The organism is Nostoc sp., from assembly GCF_036918015.1.
Classification (GTDB): Bacteria; Cyanobacteriota; Cyanobacteriia; order Cyanobacteriales; family Nostocaceae; genus Nostoc.
This window is the reverse complement of sequence record NZ_JBALEO010000093.1, coordinates 162,107-184,376: the sequence shown is the minus strand read 5'-3', so window position 1 is coordinate 184,376 and position 22,270 is coordinate 162,107. Positions and strand designations below refer to the sequence as shown.

At 40.8% G+C, this 22,270-nt stretch carries 10 protein-coding genes and 2 pseudogenes; 3 read left to right on the top strand and 9 right to left on the bottom strand.

All coding sequences use genetic code 11. The features are described from left to right. The 7 genes and pseudogenes from V7K61_RS29615 to V7K61_RS29590 all read right to left on the bottom strand — a co-directional run. Window positions 1-1,133, bottom strand: a 1,133-nt coding sequence (locus V7K61_RS29615) for a protein kinase domain-containing protein (protein ID WP_335059099.1), incomplete at its 3' end; no start/stop codon positions are given. Window positions 1,134-1,204: 71 nt separating this feature from the next. Further along, the gene (locus tag V7K61_RS29610; RefSeq protein ID WP_335059097.1) at window positions 1,205-7,162 is read right to left on the bottom strand and encodes a trifunctional serine/threonine-protein kinase/ATP-binding protein/sensor histidine kinase; all 5,958 of its coding nucleotides are present in this window, start codon (window positions 7,160-7,162) and stop codon (window positions 1,205-1,207) included. A 72-nt stretch (window positions 7,163-7,234) separates the two neighbouring features. Next, a pseudogene (locus tag V7K61_RS29605) lies at window positions 7,235-8,611 on the bottom strand (sensor histidine kinase); the annotation flags it as partial. 36 nt (window positions 8,612-8,647) lie between these two features. Continuing rightward, window positions 8,648-9,043, bottom strand: a pseudogene (locus V7K61_RS34260) (response regulator); the annotation flags it as partial. Window positions 9,044-9,136: 93 nt separating this feature from the next. Further along, a complete protein-coding gene (locus V7K61_RS29600) occupies window positions 9,137-11,386 on the bottom strand; it encodes an ATP-binding protein (RefSeq protein ID WP_335059095.1) in 2,250 nt (749 codons plus the stop codon). Between the two features lie 408 nt (window positions 11,387-11,794). After that, window positions 11,795-13,354 carry an ABC transporter substrate-binding protein gene (locus V7K61_RS29595; protein WP_335059093.1) on the bottom strand — a complete coding sequence of 520 codons (1,560 nt, stop codon included), beginning with the start codon at window positions 13,352-13,354 and terminating at the stop codon, window positions 11,795-11,797. Window positions 13,355-13,464: 110 nt separating this feature from the next. Beyond that, window positions 13,465-15,030 carry an ABC transporter substrate-binding protein gene (locus V7K61_RS29590; RefSeq protein ID WP_335059091.1) on the bottom strand — a complete coding sequence of 522 codons (1,566 nt, stop codon included), beginning with the start codon at window positions 15,028-15,030 and terminating at the stop codon, window positions 13,465-13,467. 342 nt (window positions 15,031-15,372) lie between these two features. On the opposite strand from V7K61_RS29590, the gene V7K61_RS29585 reads away from it, so the two are divergent. From V7K61_RS29585 to V7K61_RS29575, 3 genes are read left to right on the top strand one after another with little or no spacing between them, the layout of a single operon-like run. Then, complete coding sequence (locus tag V7K61_RS29585) at window positions 15,373-16,458, top strand: ABC transporter substrate-binding protein (RefSeq protein ID WP_335059089.1); 1,086 nt, start codon at window positions 15,373-15,375, stop codon at window positions 16,456-16,458. Between the two features lie 35 nt (window positions 16,459-16,493). Then, the gene (locus tag V7K61_RS29580) at window positions 16,494-17,387 is read left to right on the top strand and encodes an ABC transporter permease (RefSeq protein WP_335059110.1); all 894 of its coding nucleotides are present in this window, start codon (window positions 16,494-16,496) and stop codon (window positions 17,385-17,387) included. 54 nt (window positions 17,388-17,441) lie between these two features. Beyond that, window positions 17,442-18,170 carry a Uma2 family endonuclease gene (locus V7K61_RS29575; RefSeq protein WP_322664535.1) on the top strand — a complete coding sequence of 243 codons (729 nt, stop codon included), beginning with the start codon at window positions 17,442-17,444 and terminating at the stop codon, window positions 18,168-18,170. Between the two features lie 214 nt (window positions 18,171-18,384). Here V7K61_RS29575 and V7K61_RS29570 read toward each other — a convergent pair whose 3' ends face one another. Both V7K61_RS29570 and V7K61_RS34255 read right to left on the bottom strand, forming a co-directional pair. Then, window positions 18,385-22,005, bottom strand: coding sequence for a hybrid sensor histidine kinase/response regulator (locus V7K61_RS29570; protein ID WP_335059085.1), 3,621 nt, complete (start codon window positions 22,003-22,005; stop codon window positions 18,385-18,387). Continuing rightward, window positions 22,002-22,106 (bottom strand): four helix bundle protein, encoded by a 105-nt coding sequence (locus tag V7K61_RS34255; RefSeq protein WP_442936382.1) that lies wholly within the window; start codon window positions 22,104-22,106, stop codon window positions 22,002-22,004. Before V7K61_RS34255 ends, V7K61_RS29570 begins: the two co-directional genes overlap by 4 nt. Between the last annotated feature and the right edge of the window lie 164 nt (window positions 22,107-22,270).

The window sequence follows — 22,270 nt, the reverse complement described above, 5'->3', positions numbered from 1 at the left end:
TTGCGTTGAAATTGGTCATATTTCCCTTTGATAAAATAACCACGTTGTCTAACAATCGGTTTATGAACTTCGTTGACAACCGCAGTTTTCCCAATGCCTGAAAACCCAGCTACCAGCATCATTTCTGTTGCACCAAGGCTGACTCTTTCAAAGGCTTCCAGTAGAGTTGATACCTCGGTTTCTCTGCCATAAAGTTTATCAGGGATGATGAAGCGATCGCACACATCCCTACGAGCAATTTCAAAATCCCCAATTATACCATCAACTTGTAGCTGATGTAAACAATTTTCTAAATCAAATTTCAAACCCAATGCACTTTGATATCTGTCTTCCGCATTTTTTGCCATCAATTTCATGACGATATCTGAGAGTACTTGCGGAATCTCTTCCCCTTCGGCTCCGCTCAGGGTGAACCTGTTCTCTAATGCCATAGGCATTTTAGCAATATGACAATGCACCAACTCCATTGGATCGTTTGACGCAAAAGGTAACTTTCCTGTAAGTAATTCGTAGAAAGTCACACCTAAAGAATAAAAATCAGTCCGGTAGTCAATCCCCCGATTCATTCTTCCTGTTTGTTCTGGGGAAATATAAGCTAGTGTCCCTTCTAAGACATTGGGATTGATTAGGGTTTGGGTTTCTCGTGGTAGTAAAGATGCAATACTAAAATCAATTAATTTAACTTGTTTGGTTTCTGGGTTAATTAAAATATTGGCAGGTTTGATATCTTTATGAATAATCCGCTCGCGATACAATATATCTAAGGCATTGCAAAGTGCGATCGCAATCCGTAAAAACTCTTCACCAGACGCGATATATCGCCCCTGTTCAGAGGTGAAATAATTTTTCAGAGAAATCCCCCCAAAGTCTTCCATCACCAACGCATAGCCATTCTGATAGGCTTGGAGGCTATAGGTTTGGACAATTAGTGGTGAGTTGAGATTTTTGGCAATGGTGTACTGATTGCGAAACGACAAGAGTTCGTTGAAACTCGGATAAGGATTTTTTAGTAGTTTAATCACTACAGGTAATGAGTCACTCTCTCGATACCCGCGATAAACTAGGGTTCTCGAACCATTGTAGAGTAAATCATAGATGCGATATCCAGGAATATTAACTGTTGTGCTAACCATACTGCTAAATCTGTGAAACTTCCAGATTTAGTATTCCCAGATATCTAAAGCTGTTTATCAAAAAGAGCCTATTATACCGGAATTTCAATCATAAATTCTGTCCCCTCACCTATAACCGAGTTAAAACTTAATTTTCCACCGTGGGTTTCTTCAACAATTTGACGAGCGATCGCCAACCCCAACCCTGTACCTTTACCAACCGCTTTTGTCGTAAATAAATGGTCAAATATTTTTTGTTTAACTTGTTCGTTAATTCCCTTACCATTATCCCGAATGGCAACTTTAACGAGATTATTTTCGACTGAAGTTGTAATTGTAATGCAGTTAGGATTGGCTTTAATTTCTTCAAAGCTGAGTCCATAATTAGATTCATCTAATGCATCAATAGCATTTGCGAGAAGATTCATAAATACCTGATTTAATTGACCGGGGAAACATTCTACTTGAGGTAAATTACCGTAGTTTGCAACAACTTGAATCGCCGGACGTTGTTCATTGGCCTTAAGACGATGTTTGAGAATGAGAATAGTGCTATCAATGCCTTGGTGGATATTGAAAGGTACTTTGTAGTCTTGATCGGCACGAGAGAAAGTTCTCAAACTGGTGCTGATGTTCTTTAGCCTGTCACACGCCATAGACATAGAATCAATCATCTTGGGTAAGTCTTCTAAGCTGTAATCCAAGTCGATTTCTTCGGCGTGTTCTTCGATTTTATCGCTTTTATTGGGTAAACTTTCTTGATATAGTCTGAGATGTTCAACAATCTCAGCAATAGTAGGTTTCGCTTGTTTGAGACTAGCAGCAATAAAACCAAGGGGATTATTCATTTCGTGAGCTACACCAGCAACTAAGTTACCTAGTGCAGACATTTTCTCAGTTTGCACCATTTGTAATTGTGCTTGTTGCAGATTTTGTAAAGCAGTTTCTAGCTCTTGTGCTTTTTCTTGAAGTTGGACTTCGGCAACTTTGCGTTCGCGTAGCGCAGTTTGCTGTTCTGTAATATCATCTGCTAGGGAAGCAACTCCGATTAACTCGCCATCTGCACTTACAAGCGGATTGTTATACCAAGCACAAATGATAATTTTACCATCCTTTGTCACATTTTCATTGATACTGTAATTGCCGCCCTCCTGCGATTTAATTTCGACGCTGACTCGCTCCATTTCTGCTTGAATTATTTCAGGAATGATGAATTTGAATCCACAACCCAAAGCCTCTTGTTTGCTGTAGCCAAAGATTCTTTCTGCGGCTGGGTTCCAGTCAGTAACTTGATAATTGGTATCCCACTCTATAACTGCTAATGGAGTTTGCTGAACCAATAGCTGGAGTCGTTGCTGGGATGATTGCAAGACAGACTGGGCGGCGCTTAACTCCTCAAGCGATCGCTCTAGTTGTTGAGCATATTCTAGCGATCGCTCATAAAGTCGGGCATTTTCTAAAGAAATCGCGGCTTGAGCGCAAAGTAAATTCAGGAGTTCAACGCGATCGCTAGTAAACGCCCCCGTTGCTAAATGATTTTCTAGATATAAAATGCCCATCAACTTACCTTGATGCAAAATCGGGCTACACAAGATACTTTTCGGCTGCTGACGCATGATATACGGGTCGTTAGCTAAGATCGGATCGGTGCTTGCATCAAGTATCACAGCAGTCTGCCTATCGTGCTTCACTTTGTAAATCAGTTTCAGGGGAATGTCTTGACTTTCCTCAACGGGAAGGCGCTGCAATACAACTGGCTGCATCCCCAAGGTAATTGACCCTTTAATTAGCAGGCGCTCACCTTTGGCATCGCCTAGCGAATCGTTTCGCAACAGCATGAACACGCATTTATCAGCCCCAGCATTTTCAATGACGATTTCAAGCAACGATGAAAGCAGTTTTTCAAATTCGATTTCGCCGGAAAGAGTGTGAGAGGCTTTGAGAATAGCAGCTAAATCTAAAGCAACAGAGGCACTGCTACTGTGGGTAGTGTCGGAATTCGTGGGTGTAACACTTGCTAACGAGAAGATTGTTTCGTTAGTGGAGAAAGGAGAATGGGTTTGGTGGAGGATAGGGGCTAGCAGTTGCGGATAGCGTCTTTCCAGATCGGCAACCTTGGCTTTTGCCCCCCAACGTGCGTAACAGTAATATGCTTCTTGCATATATGCTTGGGCGACTTTTTCTTTCCCCCAGTTGAGGTAAAATTTGCCAGCAAGTTCATTCGCTAGGGCTTCTTCTTGGATATATGCATTTGCTTTGGCAGAGGCGATCGCGCGATCGTAGTAATCCATTGCTTCATACATCTGCCCCAATACCCGATACTGCTCTGCTTCAACCAAATAAAATTTGTGTAAATGGTTTGTGGGTGCGTGGTTTGCCCATTGTTCCAGCTTCTTCTGGTTGTCAACAACTTGCTGGGGCAGACATTCCTTACCTTGGGCGTTGGGTAACATCGCCAGATGAGTCAATGAATCGTAAAAGTGAAACACCGGCACCATAAAACAGCCGGATACTCCACTTAAATATTGTTTGGCATCAGCCGCGACTTTGATAGCTTGTTCCCACTCATTAAACAAGTAACAAAGAATTAATTTATTGATATACAGTGTTCCCATTGCATAAAGATCGTTTGCCTTCTGATGCAAAGGCAACATGATTTGTTCGTCATAGATTACACCTTGAATTTCCCAAGGACACTTGCTCTGGGCGAGTAAATTTAAAACGGATTGGTAAAAGACTCTCAGATAATTATGAGCAACTTCCTGCTTGAGTTGAGCCAATGCCTGATTGTAAACCTTCATCTCTGGTTCTAGGATTGACAAATCTTTTCCGAGAAAAAAGGAAAGCGAACAGTAATTGTAGGCACAGTAGGCAGCATACTCTAAAGTACCCATTTCCAGACCGCTGTGGTATCCGTCGAGTAAAGGAGCGAGTGAATTTTGAATATGATGTTTCCAAGGCTTCACGAAGGGATAAACCATGTTAATCGTGCTGGCTTTAAATTCTCTGCTTTGGAAGCGTGATAGTAGTCCCATTGCCAGTTCACCAATGCGATCGCCTAAATCTATTTCTCCAACACCACACAAAATTACTCCATACCAAGCATAAGCCTGTGCTGATACCGCAGCATTACCGTATTCCACTGATAACCTAATCTGCTTACACACGATTAATGGCAGTAATTCTGGAACCGCTTGATAGATTGCTGCTGTCACCGCCGCTAAAATTCGGATCGCTGCCAAGGCTTGGAGGTCTGTCATTTCCGGCAGTTCCAAGAAATCTTCTAAATGTTTTCCTTTTAATACATCCTGAGTCTGTTGCAAACTTTCAGTAATATCTGCGTCAGTCGGCTGCTTTGGAAACAATACTCCAAATAATTCCAAAGTCGAAAGAGCGGTTTTAATCGCTTTGGGCTGTTGACTCTGGGCCACCTCGGCCAAAATTCTTACTTCATAGACTTTCACTTTGTCTAGTAATTGACGGGCATTTTGCACTACTTCGTCAACTATCTGCTCCATTTGCCTAAAATCACCACTTAGACAGGCTACTTCTGCGGCTAAATCATGCAGAGATAACGTTAGTTCATAGCATTGCTGCCAACAACTTGTTGGGAGAAGTTGTATACCTTTAGTGGCGTATTCAATTGCTGCGACGTAAGCGGTTGCAGATTTAGCTCTTTGGGCAGCAACTAGATTTAACTTTGCTAATTCCTCACGTTCAGTTTCTGCAACAATTAAATCGGCTCCTTTATTTAATTGATTGACAATCTCAAAGATTTTTTCCTCTTTTTCCGTCTCGCTCATTACACTTAAAAGCAATTGCCCAATTTTTAAGTGCGTCAGTTGTTTTTGGTCATCGGGAATCAGAGAATAAGCGGCTTGTTGGACGCGATCGTGTAAAAATTTATAAGAAACTGTCATTTGTCCTACCCTGCGGGAAGCCGCTAGGGCGTCTATGTCATTGGTCATTTGTTTTTGACTATCTACTAATGACAGATGACTAATACTTCGACTACGCTCAGTACAAGTGACTAATGACTCTTGTTGATAAAATTTATAAACATCACCGTTCGGTAAAATCAATCCTTCTTGTAATCCTTTCCACAAAGCCGCAGCCGTTTCGATTTGAGATTGTTTAGAAACAATTGCCAAACTTGCTAAATCAAACTGATTCCCAATACAAGCAGCTAGCTGTAACACCTGTTGAGTTGATAGCGCTAGTTTTCGCAATTGAAAACCCATAAAGGCAACAACATCATCTGTAACGGCTTCAGTCATCACTTGGGTAATGTCACATTGCCAACAGCCTAACTCAATATCAAATTGAATCAGATTTTCTTGATGCAATGCTTTGAGAAACTGGATTGCAAAAAATGGATTTCCTTGAGTTTTCTGATAGATTAATTGAGAAAGAGTCCATGCCGAAGTTTCTGTACATTTAAGTGTGTCACCAACTAACTGATTCACTTTGAGTTGACTCAGTGGTGCTAAGGTAATTGTATTAATAGTCGTTTTGTTTTTTTTGATTTCACTCAAAGCCAACATCAATGGATGTCCTAGATTGACTTCATTATCACGGTATGCACCAATTAATAAAAGATGACCTGTATCAGCCATTAATAGCTGCATTAACTTCAATGATGCCGAATCTGCCCATTGCAAATCATCTAAAAACATCACTAATGGATGTTCAACACGGGTGAAAACTTGGGTAAATTGTTGAAATAATAAATTAAATCTATTTTGTGCCGCCGTTCCTGATAATTCTATGGCGGGTGGTTGTTCGCCAATAATTCTTGATAATTCGGGGATGACTTCAATAATTACCTGTCCATTCTCTCCAACAGCATCTAAAATCTTGCTTTTCCATTCCTGAATCTGTGCATCACTTTCTGTTAATAATTGCCCCATTAAATCCCGGAATGCTTGTACAAATGCACTGAAGGGAATATTCCGTTGAAATTGGTCGTATTTGCCCTTGATAAAATAACCGCGTTGGCGAACAATCGGTTTATGAACTTCGTTGACAACCGCAGTTTTTCCAATTCCCGAAAAACCTGCTACCAGCATCATTTCTGTTGCACCAAGGCTGACTCTCTCAAAGGCTTGGAGTAAAGTTAATATTTCGGTTTCTCTTCCATAAAGTTTATCAGGAATGATGAAGCGATCGCACACATCCCTACGAGCAATTTCAAAACTCGGAATTTCCCTATCAACTTGTAGCTGATGTAAACAATTTTCTAAATCAAACTTCAGTCCCAAAGCACTTTGATATCGATCTTCGGCATTTTTTGCCATCAATTTCATCACAATATCACAAATAACTTGGGGAATATCTTCTCTATTTCTTAAAAGTGGTGGAAGTTTCGCAATATGACAATGCACCAATTCCATTGGCTCATTTGATGCAAAAGGTAAATTTCCTGTAAGTAACTCGTAAAATGTCACACCCAAAGAATAAAAATCAGTTCGGTAGTCAATCCCCCGATTCATTCTTCCTGTTTGTTCTGGGGAAATATAAGCGAGTGTTCCTTCTAAGATATTGGGATTGACTAGCGTTTGGGTTTCCCGTGGTAGTAAAGATGCAATACTAAAGTCAATTAATTTAACTTGTTTGGTTTCGGGATTAATGAGAATATTGCTAGGTTTAATGTCTTTGTGAATAATCCGTTCGTGATATAATATATCTAAGGTATTACACAGTGCGATCGCAATTTCTAAAAACTCCTGTAGAGATTTTCCCCTTCCCTTGATTCCCCATTCCTTGAGGGAAATCCCCCCAAAGTCTTCCATCACCAGCGCATAGCCATTTTGGTAGGGTTCCAGGCTATAAGTTTGGACGATTAGCGGTGAGTTAAGATTTTTAGCTATGGTGTACTGATTCCGAAACGACAAGAGTTCGCTGAAAGTGGGATGAGGATTTTTCAGCAGTTTGATAACTACAGGTAATGAGTCAGTCTCTCGATACCCTCGATAAACAATGGTTCTAGAACCATTGTAGAGTTCTTCGCTAACCTTGTATCCAGGAATATTGACAAGAGTGCTAACCATACTACTAAATCTTTAAGGTTTCCAGATTTAGTATTCCCAGATGCTTGAAATTGTTTACTAAACGAGCCAAAATTACACTGATATCTCAAGAATAAACTCCGTACCTTCACCGAGAACTGAGTTAAAACTCAATCTTCCACCGTGGGTTTCTTCAACGATTTGACGAGCGATCGCTAATCCTAACCCTGTGCCTTTACCAACGGCTTTGGTCGTAAATAAATGGTCAAATACTTTTGATTTTATTTGTTCATTCATTCCCTTACCATTATCTTTAATCTTAATAATTACTTTTTGCTTATTTTCACTAACTTGAGTAATAATTGTAATAAGATTAGGATGAGCTTTTATATCTTCAAAAGCGCGTCCAATATTTGACTCTTCCAAAGCATCAATAGCATTCGCTAAAATATTCATAAACACCTGATTCAACTGCCCAGCAAAGCATTCTACTAATGGTAGCTGACCATATTCTTTGATAACTTGAATTTCGGGGCGGGTTTCTGAGGATTTGAGACGATGTTTGAGAATCAAAATGGTGCTGTCGATGCCATCATGAATATTGCAAGCAACGGGGCGATCGCTATCAGCACGAGAGAAGGTTCGTAGAGAAGTACTAATATCTCGAATTCGCTTCACACCTTCTTGCATAGAACCCACTAACTTCGGTAAATCTTCGCGGATGTAATCGAGGTCAATTGCTTCGATTTCATCTTGAATTACTCCACTGGGAGGAGAATATTCCTGTTGATATAAATCAATTAAGCCAAATATATCCTTGATATAATCTAAAGCTGGTTGAATATTGCCGCCCAGGAAGCCAACAGGGTTATTAATTTCATGCGCTACCCCCGCTACAAGGTTTCCCAGCGCCGACATTTTTTCACTTTGCACCAATTGCACTTGAGTGCCTTGAAGTTCTGTTAGTGCTTGTTCTAGATTTTGTTTTTGTTGTTTGAGTTCTTCTTGTGCCAGTTGACGTTCAGTAATGTCTTCTGTCACCAATAAAATGCCGAACACATTTCCCTTGGCATCGCGTAAAGGTATCTTGCTCGTATCTAACCAAATTTGCTGACCATCCGCCCGTTGCCATTGTTCAATTATGTGGAGTTCTGCTTTACCAGATTCCATAACGCGGCGATCGCACACACGATACCAATCGGATTCTTCTTTGCTTATCAGTAAATCATAGTCATTTTTACCCACAATTTCATCAGGTGAACTTAAATTTAGTGCATTAGCCAAACTTTGATTACAGCCCAAATAAACTGAATTGATATCTTTCCAACCTACCCAGTGGGGAATAGTATCAAATACTAAGCGCATCAATTGTTGAGTTTGTTTGAGGGTTTCAATCGATCCAAATAGTTCCTGGGTTCGTTCAGTAACTCGTTGCTCTAGTTGCTGGGTGAGTTGTTGCAGTTCTGTATTTCTGGTTTCAAGAGACTGACTCAAGTGGTTAAGCTTTAAGTGCGATCGCACCCGCGCTAACACTTCACCTTGTTGAAACGGTTTGGTAATGTAGTCAACGGCTCCTAGTTCAAAACCTGTGACTTTATTCACCGATTCCGAAAGGGCTGTGATAAAGATAATGGGAATATTTCGGGTTTTTGCATTGGCTTTGATGTGCTGACAGGTTTCAAAGCCATCCATCCCCGGCATCATCACATCCAGTAAAATCAAAGAGACTGGAGTATGTTCTAATTGCTGTAGCGCACTTTCACCACTAGTGGCGATCGCAACTTCAAAACCAGCATTGGCTAAGGTATCTGAAAGCACCTTCAAGTTATTTGGCACATCATCGACAATCAGGATAATGCCATTGTCAAACTGGTTGGTAACGGGACTGTTAAATGTAATGGAATTTGTAGAGAATACTGTCATAGGAAAAATGGGGATTGGGGATTGGGATTGGGATTGGGGATTGGGATTGGGATTGGGATTGGGATTGGGATTGCAAGAATTCTTTTCTAGTCCCTAGTCCCTAATCCCTATCCCCTTTGATTGCGGAAGATATTGTTCAATGAATGTTCGGATTTTTTCAGTCTGGAAATTATCTGCATACTCACGTACTGCTTTAACAAATGGTTGGTATCGCTCATCTGTTTTTTCCAAAGTTTTTAGCTGTTGCTCGATCGCCATCAAGCGTCCCTGCAACGCCAATGTGTGCAACTGCGACAAAACCTCCTCGCTTGGGGGAACGATCTCATCTGGAGTGGATGAAGATATTGCCTCTGAGTTGGCTTTCATCGGCTCCACAGCAATGGAGTTTTGCTCATAAATCCATTTTAGATTCAGATATTTTTCCAACAACTTCAGCAGCGCTGAGGCTTCTACAGGCTTGGGTAAAAACGCATCGGCTCCGGCTGCGATACTCTCATTTTGATTACTTTCAAATACACTAGCTGAAGAAGCGATCGCTGGAATATTCTGCAACTCAGGAATCTGTCGCAAATGTCGCAACATCTCGTAGCCATCCATTTCTGGCATCATCAAGTCTGTAATAATCAGGTCAGGATGAATCTCCTGTGCCTTGTCCAATCCTTCTTTACCGTTGCTGACGGCAATCACTGCAAAACCCAAAGGTTCCAGTAAACTGACCAAAACTGACCGATTCTCCCAACGATCGTCGACTACCAATAGCTGGCGCTTGCTGCCTTCAAATCCGATAATCTTCCCTTGCTTAGTTGTTCGCAGACTTGCTGCCCATTCTTGAGCTTCGGGAAGTTCAACCTCAAACCAGAAGGTGCTACCTTGTCCAAGTTGGCTGTCCACATTTAGGGTGCTACCCATCAGAGAAACGATTTGCAGACTGATTGCTAGTCCTAATCCAGTACCTTCTCCTTGTTTCTTCACATCACCCACTTGTTCAAAGGGTTGGAAGATTTTTGTAAGTCCGATTGGCGATATCCCGACACCTGTATCTTCAACCTCAAAGCGAATTTGATAGGTTGCAGTTTCCAGTTTGTGAGTTTTAACGCGAAATGTAACTCCGCCTTCGTCAGTAAACTTAATCGCATTGCCCAATAAGTTAATCAACACTTGGCGGAGGCGTTTTTCATCGACTGTAATGCCAACAGGTAAATTAGAATCAGGTTGATAGGTAAAGGAAATTCCTTTTTGACTCGCACGCACGCGCATCATCTCCGCAATGCCTTCTAAAAGTGCCGGGAAATAAGCATCGTCAGGATATAATTCCAACTTGCGGGCTTCGATTTTGGCGAGGTCAAGGATATCATTAATCAGATTAAGCAAATGATTGCCGCACTGATAGATGATATCTACACCTTTTTTAGCTCGTTCTGTTAAGGGTTCACCATTTTGGAGAATTTGGGCATAGCCCAGGATGCCATTGAGCGGAGTTCGCAGTTCATGGCTCATGTTAGCAAGAAACTCACTCTTGGCAAGGTTTGCAGTATCGGCTTTTTCTTTTGCTTCTGCTAGTTGTAATGTCCGTTCTTCTACCTTTTGTTCTAAGGTGGCAAAGGAGGTTTGCAACTGTTTGGCCATGCTGTTAAAAGATACGGAGAGTTCTCCAAGCTCATCGGTGCGATTGCTTGGTAGAGTAGCATTCCAATTCCCCGTTTCTAATTGCTTGGCAGCGCTATTGAGTTGTAAAATAGGTAGCACTACCAGCGATCGCGATAGCCAACGCACTAAAACTACAGTTACTAACAACACAGCGAAAAAATTTATCAGAGCAAATCCGGCTACCGAATATTCCTGGCGAACTACAGAACTTGCGTCCAGTTCAACCACCAAGAATCCATTTACCCGCCCCTGGAGATTGGTAATTGGGGCATAGCCGTAAAGAATGGTTTCACCATTTGCCGTTTGGTGAAATTCCTGCTCAACAAACGGTGCATTGTGGGCAATGGCTGCATACAAATCATCTAATGACTTTGTGTAATCCATGCCAATCAATACACCTTTGCCTTGATCGGTAGGGTCGTAGTTTAAGACATAGACAAATTTTTTATTTGGTTGTTGGCGTACCGTATAAATACGCTTAATATCTTTACTGGTTGCTTGAATTGCTACAAGTCTATCTTGATTAATTTTGTAAAAGGCTGAGGTGCGATCGCTTGGTTTAACAATCAATCCGTGATAATCGCTATCGATTTGTGGAACAGCTAGACTGACAACCGCCAAAAGACGATTACGGATTGCTTGCCGTTGACTAGAGTACAACTGCCAGTACATCCCCGAAGCTATTGTTCCAGCCATTACTGCGATTAGCACTGAATAGGAAGCAATAATTTTTGTGCTGAGGTTCCAATTTCGCACTAGCGTGGCTCCTTTTACAGTCTCAAGCTACTGATATTGGCAGTGTATTACAAATCATATTCGAGATCATTTTTACTCAATTATTTTTAAGATGCCCACTTCATTTGTGAAATGAACAGTTGGGTTGAAAAAGAGGTAGGGTGGTTTCATACGAAATAAGAAAAATACATAGCCTTGATTTCTTGTTTTGTAGCATGGCTTTTTACCCCTCTCCAAACCTCTCCCCGAAAGGTCGAGAGGCTTTGAAACCCAGTTTTAGTTTTTCTCTGGTTGTATGAAACCACCCTGCCCGCTCTTCGGGCGGGGTGGGGTTCTTGGGGTTTAGTAAGTAATCAAGCGGGCATGATATCATAGCCCAAGGCTGGCGCGGTAAGCGGCGCGTTGAGACTCACGCCCAACTGTGTTAGTAATCTGCTCCCATCCCTGTTCAATTTGCTGCATTGTTTTCTCTGTGGTAAGTTTGTTCGCTAAAAAATCAGATACAGCCGCATCAAGGACTTCAAATTGATATTCCTGATTATGGGGAATGCTCAAATTCAAAACTATGTTGGGGCTGTTCAGGCTTACCCCAATTGCTCCAAGATAGTTGTTGGCAGCTTCGGACGACAGTCCTGCTTTAATCCAGGGATCTGAGTTTTCAAATTGCGAAATTCGGTAGGGATTGAAGCCAGTTGTACCAATGGTTACATCTACATTGGACTGAGTAGGTTGACTCATATAGGAGAGAAACGCATATGCGGCATCCTGCACCCTCGGTGCTACCTTGGCATGAATCACACCAGTCCAACCGACATTGGCTGCGTAGGGCGCGTGATTGACACCATCAATAGCATAAGGACAGGTAAACTTATCACAGGCGACCAATTTGTTGGTCTTGCGATCGAGGACTTGAGTAGTACCTGGAGTGATGACAGCACCGACTTTATCCATCACTTTAGACACAGACAAATCTATAGCTAGAGGCCCGACATCGCCCCAATCAATAGTCAGAGCGCACCTGCCAGTGATAAATAATTCTCTAGCTTTAGAACCACCCAGATTTTCATCCTGGGGAACTCCATAATCCATCGTTTTTTTGTAAATATCCAGTGCTTTGGCAAAAGCTGGATTGTTTACTAGGGGTTTCATCGTATCTGGATCAAAAAATGCCCCTTGTACTGTTCCCTGAGATTGCAAAAAAGGAGTAGCAATAGATATCAACATACTTGTGCTATTTTCATGAGCACGCTTTGAAACACAAGAGCCATAGTCTGCTTTACCATCGCCATTGAGGTCTTTACCGTGAAACCGTTTAGCGATCGCCAAATACTGATCCCACGTTTCTGGAGGCGTTAAACCAACTTCCTTTAACAGATCGCTGCGGTAATAAACCATGTGAAAATCGCCATCCAATGGAATACTGTAGGTGCGCCCTTTATAAGTCGCACTGACATTCCGAAAGATCGGAGCGATATCATCCCACCGCAAAGCAGCATCAGTCTTTACTCGTGCAGTTAAATCTTCCAGATAGCCAGCGTTGATAAAGTCAATCAACCATTGAGGCAAGATAACCGCTATATCGTACTTTGAATTGTTACCAGACCAGTTCTTTTCCAATATGGTGTAAAGATTTTTAAAGGGAATACCCGTTAGATTGACCTTCGCTCCAGTTAGCGATTCAAATTCAGCAATATGTCGCTTAGTCCCCGTATAAATTGCTTCATCATGGGTAATGACGTTAATCGTCACACCGTCAAAGCGTTGTGCAGTCGCGTTGGTCTGGGTAGGCCCAGGAGATGAAGCTGTTTGAGAATTGGGTGGGTAAAAACTGCAACCTGGAACTCCTAAGCTCAACCAGAGGGCAGCCAAGAAAATCAGACCATATCGAACTACCTGAAAGTGGGAGCAAAAGCTCCGCCAATGAGACATTCTATTTTTCATAGTTGTAATCGGTATATAATTGGCTTTAATTTTCCACTGTGGGTTGATTTGACAATCTGACGAGCGATCGTTAAGCTTTTTTATCTACCACTGCCCCCTTATGGGGTTAGCCCAAGGCTAGCGCGGTAAGCGGCGTGTTGAGACTCACGCCCCACTTTGTTGGTAATCTGCTCCCATCCCTGTTCAATCTCCTGCATTGCCTCCTGTGTCGTCAGTTTGCTTGCTAAGAAATCGGCGAGAACAGCATCGAGGACATCCAATTGATATTGCTGGTTATGAGGAATCCTCAGATCCAAAACCATGTTTGGACTATTCAGGCTGACACCGATCGCACCTAAATAGTTGTTGGCAGCATCGGACGACATCCCTGCTTTGAGCCAAGAATCAATGGTTTGAAATTGAGAAATCCGGTAAGGGTTGATACCTGTCTCGCCGATAGTGACATCCACATTTGCCTGAGCAGGCTGACTCATATAGGAAAGGAACGAATATGCAGCATCCTTGACTGTTGGTGCTGCCTTTGCATAGACAACACCAGACCAACCCACGAAGGCAGTAAAAGGCGCATGATTAACCCCAGCAATGCTATATGGACAGTTAAACTTATCGCAAGCAACTAATTTCCCTGTTTGACGATCGAGTACCTGAGTGCTGCCCGGAGTCACAACAGCGCCTACTTTGTCAATCACTTTCGATGTAGCCGGATTGATTGCTAATGTGCCAATATCTCCCGATTCCAGGGTCAAGGCGCATCTGCCACTCGTAAACAATCGTCTTTCTTCAAACAGACTCAAGTTTGCTTCATTGGGCGGGCCATACTCCATCGTTTTTTTATAGATATTTAACGCCTTAGCAAACGCTGGATTGCGAACCAAAGGTTTCATGGTTTCCAGATCAAAAAATATTCCTTGTGTTGTTCCCTGAGATTGCAGCCAGGAACTAGCAATTGAGGCAAACAACAAGTAACCGGCAAAGCGAGGGCCTTTTGCCATACAAGAGCCGTAATCGGATTCTCCATCATTATTTAAGTCTTTGCCATGAAACTGTTTAGCGATCGCCAGATAATCGTCCCAAGTTGTCGGAGGCTCTAATCCAGCGGTTTTGAGGAGATCGCTGCGATAGTACACCATCTGAAAATCACCATCCAACGGGATCGCGTAAATGCGCTGTTTATACCTTGCACTCACATCTCGAAAAATGGGAGCAATATCCTGCCATTGCAAAGCCGAGTCAGACTGAACCCGATTGGTTAAATCTTCTAGATCGTTGGTATTGATAAAGTCAATTAACCATTTAGAAAGAATTACTGCCATATCGTACTTAGGAGTGCGGCTCGACCAGTCCTGTTGTAGTTGTTGGTAGAGGTCTCCAAACGGAAAAGCTACCATATTCACCTTTGCACCAGTCAGAGATTCAAACTTACCGATATGCCGATTAAGTGCAACATCCAGCACCCCTTTTTGGGTAATGACGTTAATCGTCACACCGTCAAAACGTTGTACAGCCGGGTTTATCTGGGTAGGCCCTGGAGATGAAGCTGTTTGAGAATTGGATGGGGAGAAACTGCAACCTGGAACCCCTAAGCTCAACCAGATGGCAGTCAGAAAAATCAAATAATATCGAACTCGCTGCCACTGAGAGCGAAAGTTTTGCCAATAAGACACTTGTATGATTCCTCCTTACAGTTATGAATCCAAAACTCCTGTAACAGTTTTAACTGGTAAGGTAAGGACAAACCCTGTGATTTTTGCTAGTACAGAAGTGCAGTACAGCTTGCCATACTGAGTTTCCTGGATAATTTGGTTGGCGATCGCTCGCTTTGTTAATTTTTATAACTCAAGCTTGATTAAAAACCATGCCTAACACTAGCTAACAGGAGTAAATTATTAACAGTTGCACAGGTAGATACACTTAAGTTAATCTTTAAACTACCTATGGGCACTCCAATTAAAGGCATATTTAGAACCAATCGGCAACAATACAAAAGATGATTAACTATTAACTTAATGACTAACAGACGCCAATTTTTAAAAGGGGTGGCAGCACTTTCTAGCTTATCTTTAGGTGGTTGTGGCTGGAGGCTGGCAGAAGTACGTGCTAATTCTAATACGAATGGTCAGCGTGACCAACTTTATATCTTTACCTGGACACAATATACTGACAATCAATTACTGAAAACTTTTAGCGCCCAAACTGGCATGAAAGTCCTAGCGGATGTGTATGATTCCAATGATGTGATGTTGGCTAAATTCCAAGCTGGAGGCGGTGGCACTTACAGCATCATCAACCCATCTGATTATATGGTGCAGAAGATGGTAGACAAAGGCTTGTTAACAGAAATAAATCACGATCGCTTAATCGGTCTAGAGAATTTATTTCCCCGTTTTCAAAATCCTAGTTATGACCCCAAGAACCGCTATAGTATCCCTTTTAATTGGGGGACAACAGGTTTACTTTACAATTCCGAAAAAATTAAAGATGCACCACAAGACTGGGATTATCTTTGGCAAAATCAAGAGCAACTGAATCAGCGGATGACCTTGCTCAATGATGTTCGAGAAGTTATGGGTGCAACCTTACGAATGCTCGGTTATTCTTACAACTCAAAAAATGAACAAGAAATCAAACAAGCTTATGAAAAATTGAAGGTGCTAAAACCTGCGATCGCCCGTTTTGACACCGACGCTTGGCAAAATCAAATTCTGGCAGGAGATTTACTATTGGCAATGTGTTATTCAGCAGATGCGGTGAAAATCTCTCAAGAAAACCCTAAACTCAAATATGTGATTCCTCGCAGTGGTTCTTCATTATGGACAGACACTATTGTAATTCCCAAAACAGCCCCCAACCAAGCTGGAGCTTATGCTTGGATTAACATGATTTTGCAACCAGAAATAGCATCCCAAATCACTCAACGCCTAAATATTTCTACGCCGAATAGCGCCGCATTTGAGCAATTGCCAAAAATAATCCAAAACAACACTAATTTGTTTCCACCAGAGTCACTGTTAAAAAATTGTGAACGTGTTACACCTGTAAGAGAATTTGAAGAGGTTTACGATCGTTATTGGACTCAATTAACTAGCAGTTAATTGAGTTAGGAGTTAGGAGTTAGGAGTTAGGAGTGATTAATTTGGAAAAAAATGAGATTTCTAAAATAGAAAAATTGCAGAACCCCGTCAGAAATTGGCTGCAACCTATGGTATTGCTGGCACCATCTGCGATTTGGTTATTACTTTTGTTGGTGCTACCATCTTTGATCATTTTCGAGTTAAGTTTAGTTGCAGACATCCGACCGGGAGATTTGGTCAATCCCAACGGGTTCAAAAACTACATCCGAATATTTGACTCACTTTACGTGCAAGTAATTGGGCGATCGCTATTTTTTGCCTTTGGCACTACGGTAATTTGTTTAATTTTGGGCTTCCCCGTCGCCTATTGGATTGCTCAGATAGCGCCGCAGCGTTGGCGCAATTTACTGCTATTAGGCTTTGTCTTACCTTTGTGGACTTCTTCCTTACTCCGTTCTTATGCTTGGATTACAATTCTTCGTCCTACTGGTTTATTGAACAGTTTATTCAGCAATTTAGGCTTGCCTACTTGGGAATTACTCAACAATAGTCAAGCTGTATTAATTGGCATGAGTTACAGCTTATTACCCTATATGGTTTTGATTTTATATGCTTCTCTCGAAAAGCTAGATAAGCGGTTGCTAGAAGCTGCGGCCGATTTAGGTGCAAATCCGGTGGAAACTTTTTTCCAAGTAACCGTACCGCAAATTTTTTCGGGAATTGCGGCTGCTTCCATGCTTGTATTCATCACAGGCTTGGGGGATTTTGTCGATCCAGAATTACTCGGTGGTGCTTCTAGTATGACGGCGGCGCGGTTAGTTTATAACCAGTTTCTTGGAGCAACCCAAAATTGGGGATTCGGTTCAGCCTTGAGTATGACGTTAATTTTGTTTGTTAGTATTGCGATCGCACTTTTAATTAAGTTTGGCGAACCTGCACTCAAACGCTAAACTTTTGTTGGCTCATTTATAATAAAGGCATCAAACGCCAGCGAGACAACGGTTATGCTCTCACCCGATCTCAAAAATGCGTTACCAACTACCGACGAACTTCCCTGTTCAGACGATACCCCAGTGGATAACGAAGATCAAAACTTTTTGCCCAATATTTTACTCTTCTTACTTAACTCCATTTGGGCAAATCGCATGGATTGGTACTTCGGAGTAGATATGGGAGTGTATCACACCACAGGAGTAAATCCCAGAGTACCTGTAGTCCCAGATGCTTTTTTAAGTCTGGGAGTAGAACGGAAAAAGGGTGGTAAATCACGCAAAAGTTACGCGGTTTGGGAAGAAAATGGGATAGTTCCAATATTCACCTTAGAAATGGTATCCCATACTCCAGGAGGTGAATACGACGAAAAGCTAGATATATATAGAAAACTTGGTGTATTGTACTACGTAATTTATAACCCTGAGTTTTGGCGACGCGACCAACATCAACCTTTTGAAGTGTATAAGTTGCTCGATGGAAACTACCAGTTACAAATAGGTGAACCTTATTTGATGCCAGAGGTGGGTTTAGGTATTGGGCGACACCAAGCTGTAATTGGTGGGATACAACAGGAGTTTTTATGTTGGTATGACGAGCAAGGAAACCGCTATTTTACAGATGCAGAACAGGCACAACAAGAGCGATCGCGGGCTGAACAAGAACGGCAAAGGGCTGAACAATTAGCCGAGTATTTACGTTCTCTAGGTGTAGATCCAAATAATCTACCTGATAATTCGTAATTCGTAATATAGGAATCCGGTTTGATTTCTGAAAAAAATTAAGTATTTGTAGGGTGCGTTATGACTTTAGTCTAACGCACCAAACCCTTGAAAATGGTGCGTTACGCTTCGCGATAACACACCCTATGTGTTGTTCAAAAATCAAATAGTAATCCTATACTTCTCTACGAGAGGCTGCGCTCAGTACAAGTTCGTAATTCGTAATGACAAATTATCAATTATTTTTCACTATGAGTAAATGATCTAAATCATTTGTATTATTGTTAATTAACTCCTTAATTTTAGAGATAAACTCATGCTCTAAAAAAGGCTTGGTTAAGTAAGCTTTTGCACCCAATTCTTGGGCAAGCTGGCGATGTTTTTCAGCGCTGCGAGAAGTGAGAATCACAACAGGAATTTTTGCTAAATTTGTGTATTGGCGGAAATTGCTCAACAACTCAAAACCATTCATTCTTGGCATCTCTAAATCGGAGACGACAACTTTAATTTCAGGATGTAACTGCAATTTTTCTAGAGCTTCTACACCATTTTGAGCTTGTATTACTTGATAGCCAGATTTTTGGAGAGTCAGAGAGAGGGTTTGCCGGAGACTAATTGCATCATCTACTACTAAAACAACTTTTGGTGATTTATAATCTGGCTCTTGAGAATAACTGGGTTGGGTTTCGATAGTTGTTGTGGAAGTCGATGCCGCAAGTAATGGTGTAGATGAAAAAGTATGCCCTGATATCGGCAAGGCTTTTTTATTTGACGAAGAAGCTACTGGTAGCGCCCTGATATCAAGTGTTGTTTGTTGGATTTCGCTAGATTTTACCAGTAACAAAGCATCAATTACTAAGATGAGATTACCATTGGCTAAACTACTACAACCATAAATGTATTTTGGCGGTGCGATCGCATTTCCTAAAGGTCTGATTACCAGTTCTTGTTCGCCGATTATTTGGTCAACTTCTAAAGCAACCTTTCCCTGATTTCGCTGTAGCAAAAGCACCGGATTTTTCGCTACACTTGGGTCATGAGTATTTAAAGTGTTGTATGCAGTCTCATTATTAATGAATGAACCATTATAATTAATCAATTTTGAAAGTTGACGAAGGCTGACCATAGTCTCATCATTGTCTATATTCCAATACAAGACTTTTTTTCCTTCAATTTCTTTAATCTGTTGTTCGGAGGGAATCAATATTCTTTCGATACTGTCTAACATCAGACCATAAACAACACCTTTGGCTTGAACTAGCATTAACTTTTCTGTAGTCATAGAAAAAGGAATTTTGAGTATGAATATTGTTCCTTGGTTGGGTAAGGATTGAACTGAAATCGAGCCGTTGAGTGCGTGCATCTGAGTACGCACAATATCTAAACCCATGCCACGCCCAGAAATTTCACTTACTTTATTTGCAGTAGTAAATCCAGGCGAAAATATCAAATCTAAAAGTTCAGGTTCAGCCAGACTAGAAGCATAGTTTCTAGTTTTTTCTTCAGTTTGTATGGGATAAAGTTCAGCAGCTTTTCTGCGAATTCTATCTAAATTCAATCCTTGACCATCATCACGAACTTCGATAATAGTTTGGCTACCCTGATGATAAGCGCAGATTTCGATTAAACCTTCTTCTGGTTTACCAAGCTCTCGGCGAACTTGCGGAGCTTCAATACCGTGGTCAAAAGCATTACGCACTAAGTGTAACAAGGGATCGTAGAGCTTTTCTGCGATCGCTTTATCTACTAGTACTTCACTACCAGTAAGTTTCAATTCTACAAGTTTGGCATGAACATTCCCCAATTTATTTACCATGTGGGGGAAGCGATTCAGGATATTGCCTAAAGGCGACATTCGTGCTTCGACTAAGCTATCTATAATATTAAGAGTTAAATTCTCTTGTTTATCACTAATTTGAGTAGCTTGTGTCACAAGCAAATCGAGAGACTCTGTGGTTTCTTGTAGTTGCAGTGTCTCTTCTATTGCTTCATGCAATGTCATGTTAAATTCTGTATATACATCCATTTCTAGAGAGTCAAAATCCACTGCAAAACTTTGCGTTTGTTGTGAGGTAATATTTTGTATTTGTAAAGGTAGATCGCGTAAATCGTTTAAAGTTGTTTGATGTCTAGTGAGTTGCTGTACTAGTTGCTCAATTATTTCTTTGACCTGTTCATTTTGTAAACTATGCCGTTTTTGGTAAATCAGCAATTCTCCTGCCAGATAATTGAGGTGTTGCAGTCTCTCTGTATCTACCCGAATAAATGAAGGTTGACGAAAGTTTTTAGTTTGAACATACTCCGATTTATCGTCTATTTCTTTGTTGATTTGTGTAGCTATATCAGGGATGACTTCAATAGCTGTTTTCGGAACGTCTATAACTACTTGCTCGCTGACAGTTAATGAATCAAGCTTTTCTGAAGAATTATCAGCTTGGGTTGTCACGACTTCAACAACATGGTTCTGCCTAGCTTCTTCTCCCCATATTGCTTCTAGTAAGTTATCAGTTGATTGAGAAGATACAATCTCTTTAATAACTAACAGTTTTTGCAACTTGAGACTATCAAGCCAATTTTTCTCTTCACTAGTAACAGGAGGATAACTTTTATATTCTTTTGCTAATTTATGAATTTGGTTTTGTAATATTTTAATTCCTGAGAGGTAGCTATCAGATGCTTTCAGAGAATATTGAAATTTTGCAACTGCAAATAAAATGATTAAGATAATCCCACGTCGATAAATACAAAGACTTTGACTATCTTCTTCATCGCGAACAAAATCAAGAAAGTCTTTCAGCCAGTTTTCGATATAATTAAGCAGACTTCTTCTTTCTAATCTGGGAACTAGTAAAGTTAAATTTAGTTCCGTCTCTGGTATTTGCATCTGGTGATTAAACCAGCCAAAAATGTAGCGAATTACTTTTAAATAGAATTTGGCAGTTGTTGGCTTTACCGATTCATTTTTATTGTTATCAGATGTAGTGAGAAATTGATAAAATTGTTCTACATCGATGATAAATGTGTCAGCAAATGAATTATTTGGCAATTCTTCAGATAACTCATTATTTGCCACTATTGTGAGTTTTTGTAAACCTGAAGACGGTTCTCCACCAGATGTGCGATCGCCTTCTAATACTAATTTTTTTGCTTGTTGTAAATCTGCAAGGGCAATTTCTGCAATTTGCTGTACTTGGCTGGGATTTGCTTGCAGCGCTAAGAGAATCGTTTGGGAAATTTCTCCCAATCCAGGTAAATTTAGAGATTCTGCCAAGCCAAGAAATACTTCAGCTTGAGAGTGTAAAAACTCGATAAATTCGTCATTATTTGGTGGATTGTTAACAAAGTCAGCAATACTGTTTAGACGTTGTTCTACTCCTACTTCAAAAACAGATTGCACAATATCAAATCCCAATTCTTCAGAAGTGGGAATATGAGATTCAGCACCAAATGCATCACCCAGATTTTCTTGCAATTGTGCGAACACTGAAGTCGCTCGGTGAAGCAGTTCTTCATCATTAACAGTACTACCTATTAGTTCAGTATTTAATGCTATGCTCAAACACTCATAAGCTTGTAATAAAAGTGTTTGTAATTCTGCATCTACGACTACTTTTGGATTGTATAAAGCATTAAATACATCTTCTAAAAAATGGGCGATCGTCTTAATTAATTCTAGCCCAACGTTAGCTGCACCACCTTTAAGTGTATGAGTAGCCCGCATTAAATTGTGAATTTTAGCAATGCTATAATCTTCCGATAAGCTAAATAGTTCTTGTTCAATAATTTGGACTAATTCCGGGGCTTCAGCCAGAAAATAGATGTACCCTTGTTCGCGGATTTCGTTATCTGTGATCATATAGCCTCTTCAACATTCGCGCCAATACTTGTCCCACTTCGTAGTAATTGCTTAGAAAGCACATATTCACGTTGCTCTTGCAGTTTGATATATAGGTGAATAATTTATAAAGCAAATTTAAAACTCTTCTGTTGAATAACACTCTCTGCCAATTACTCTTCTCCTCTCTTTAACTAAAAAGTTATAAGTTATTAAGGTCAAAGCATTTTACATTTGCCAATAACATAGTGCCTTATATAATTAATGCTTTGACCTAAAAACTCTT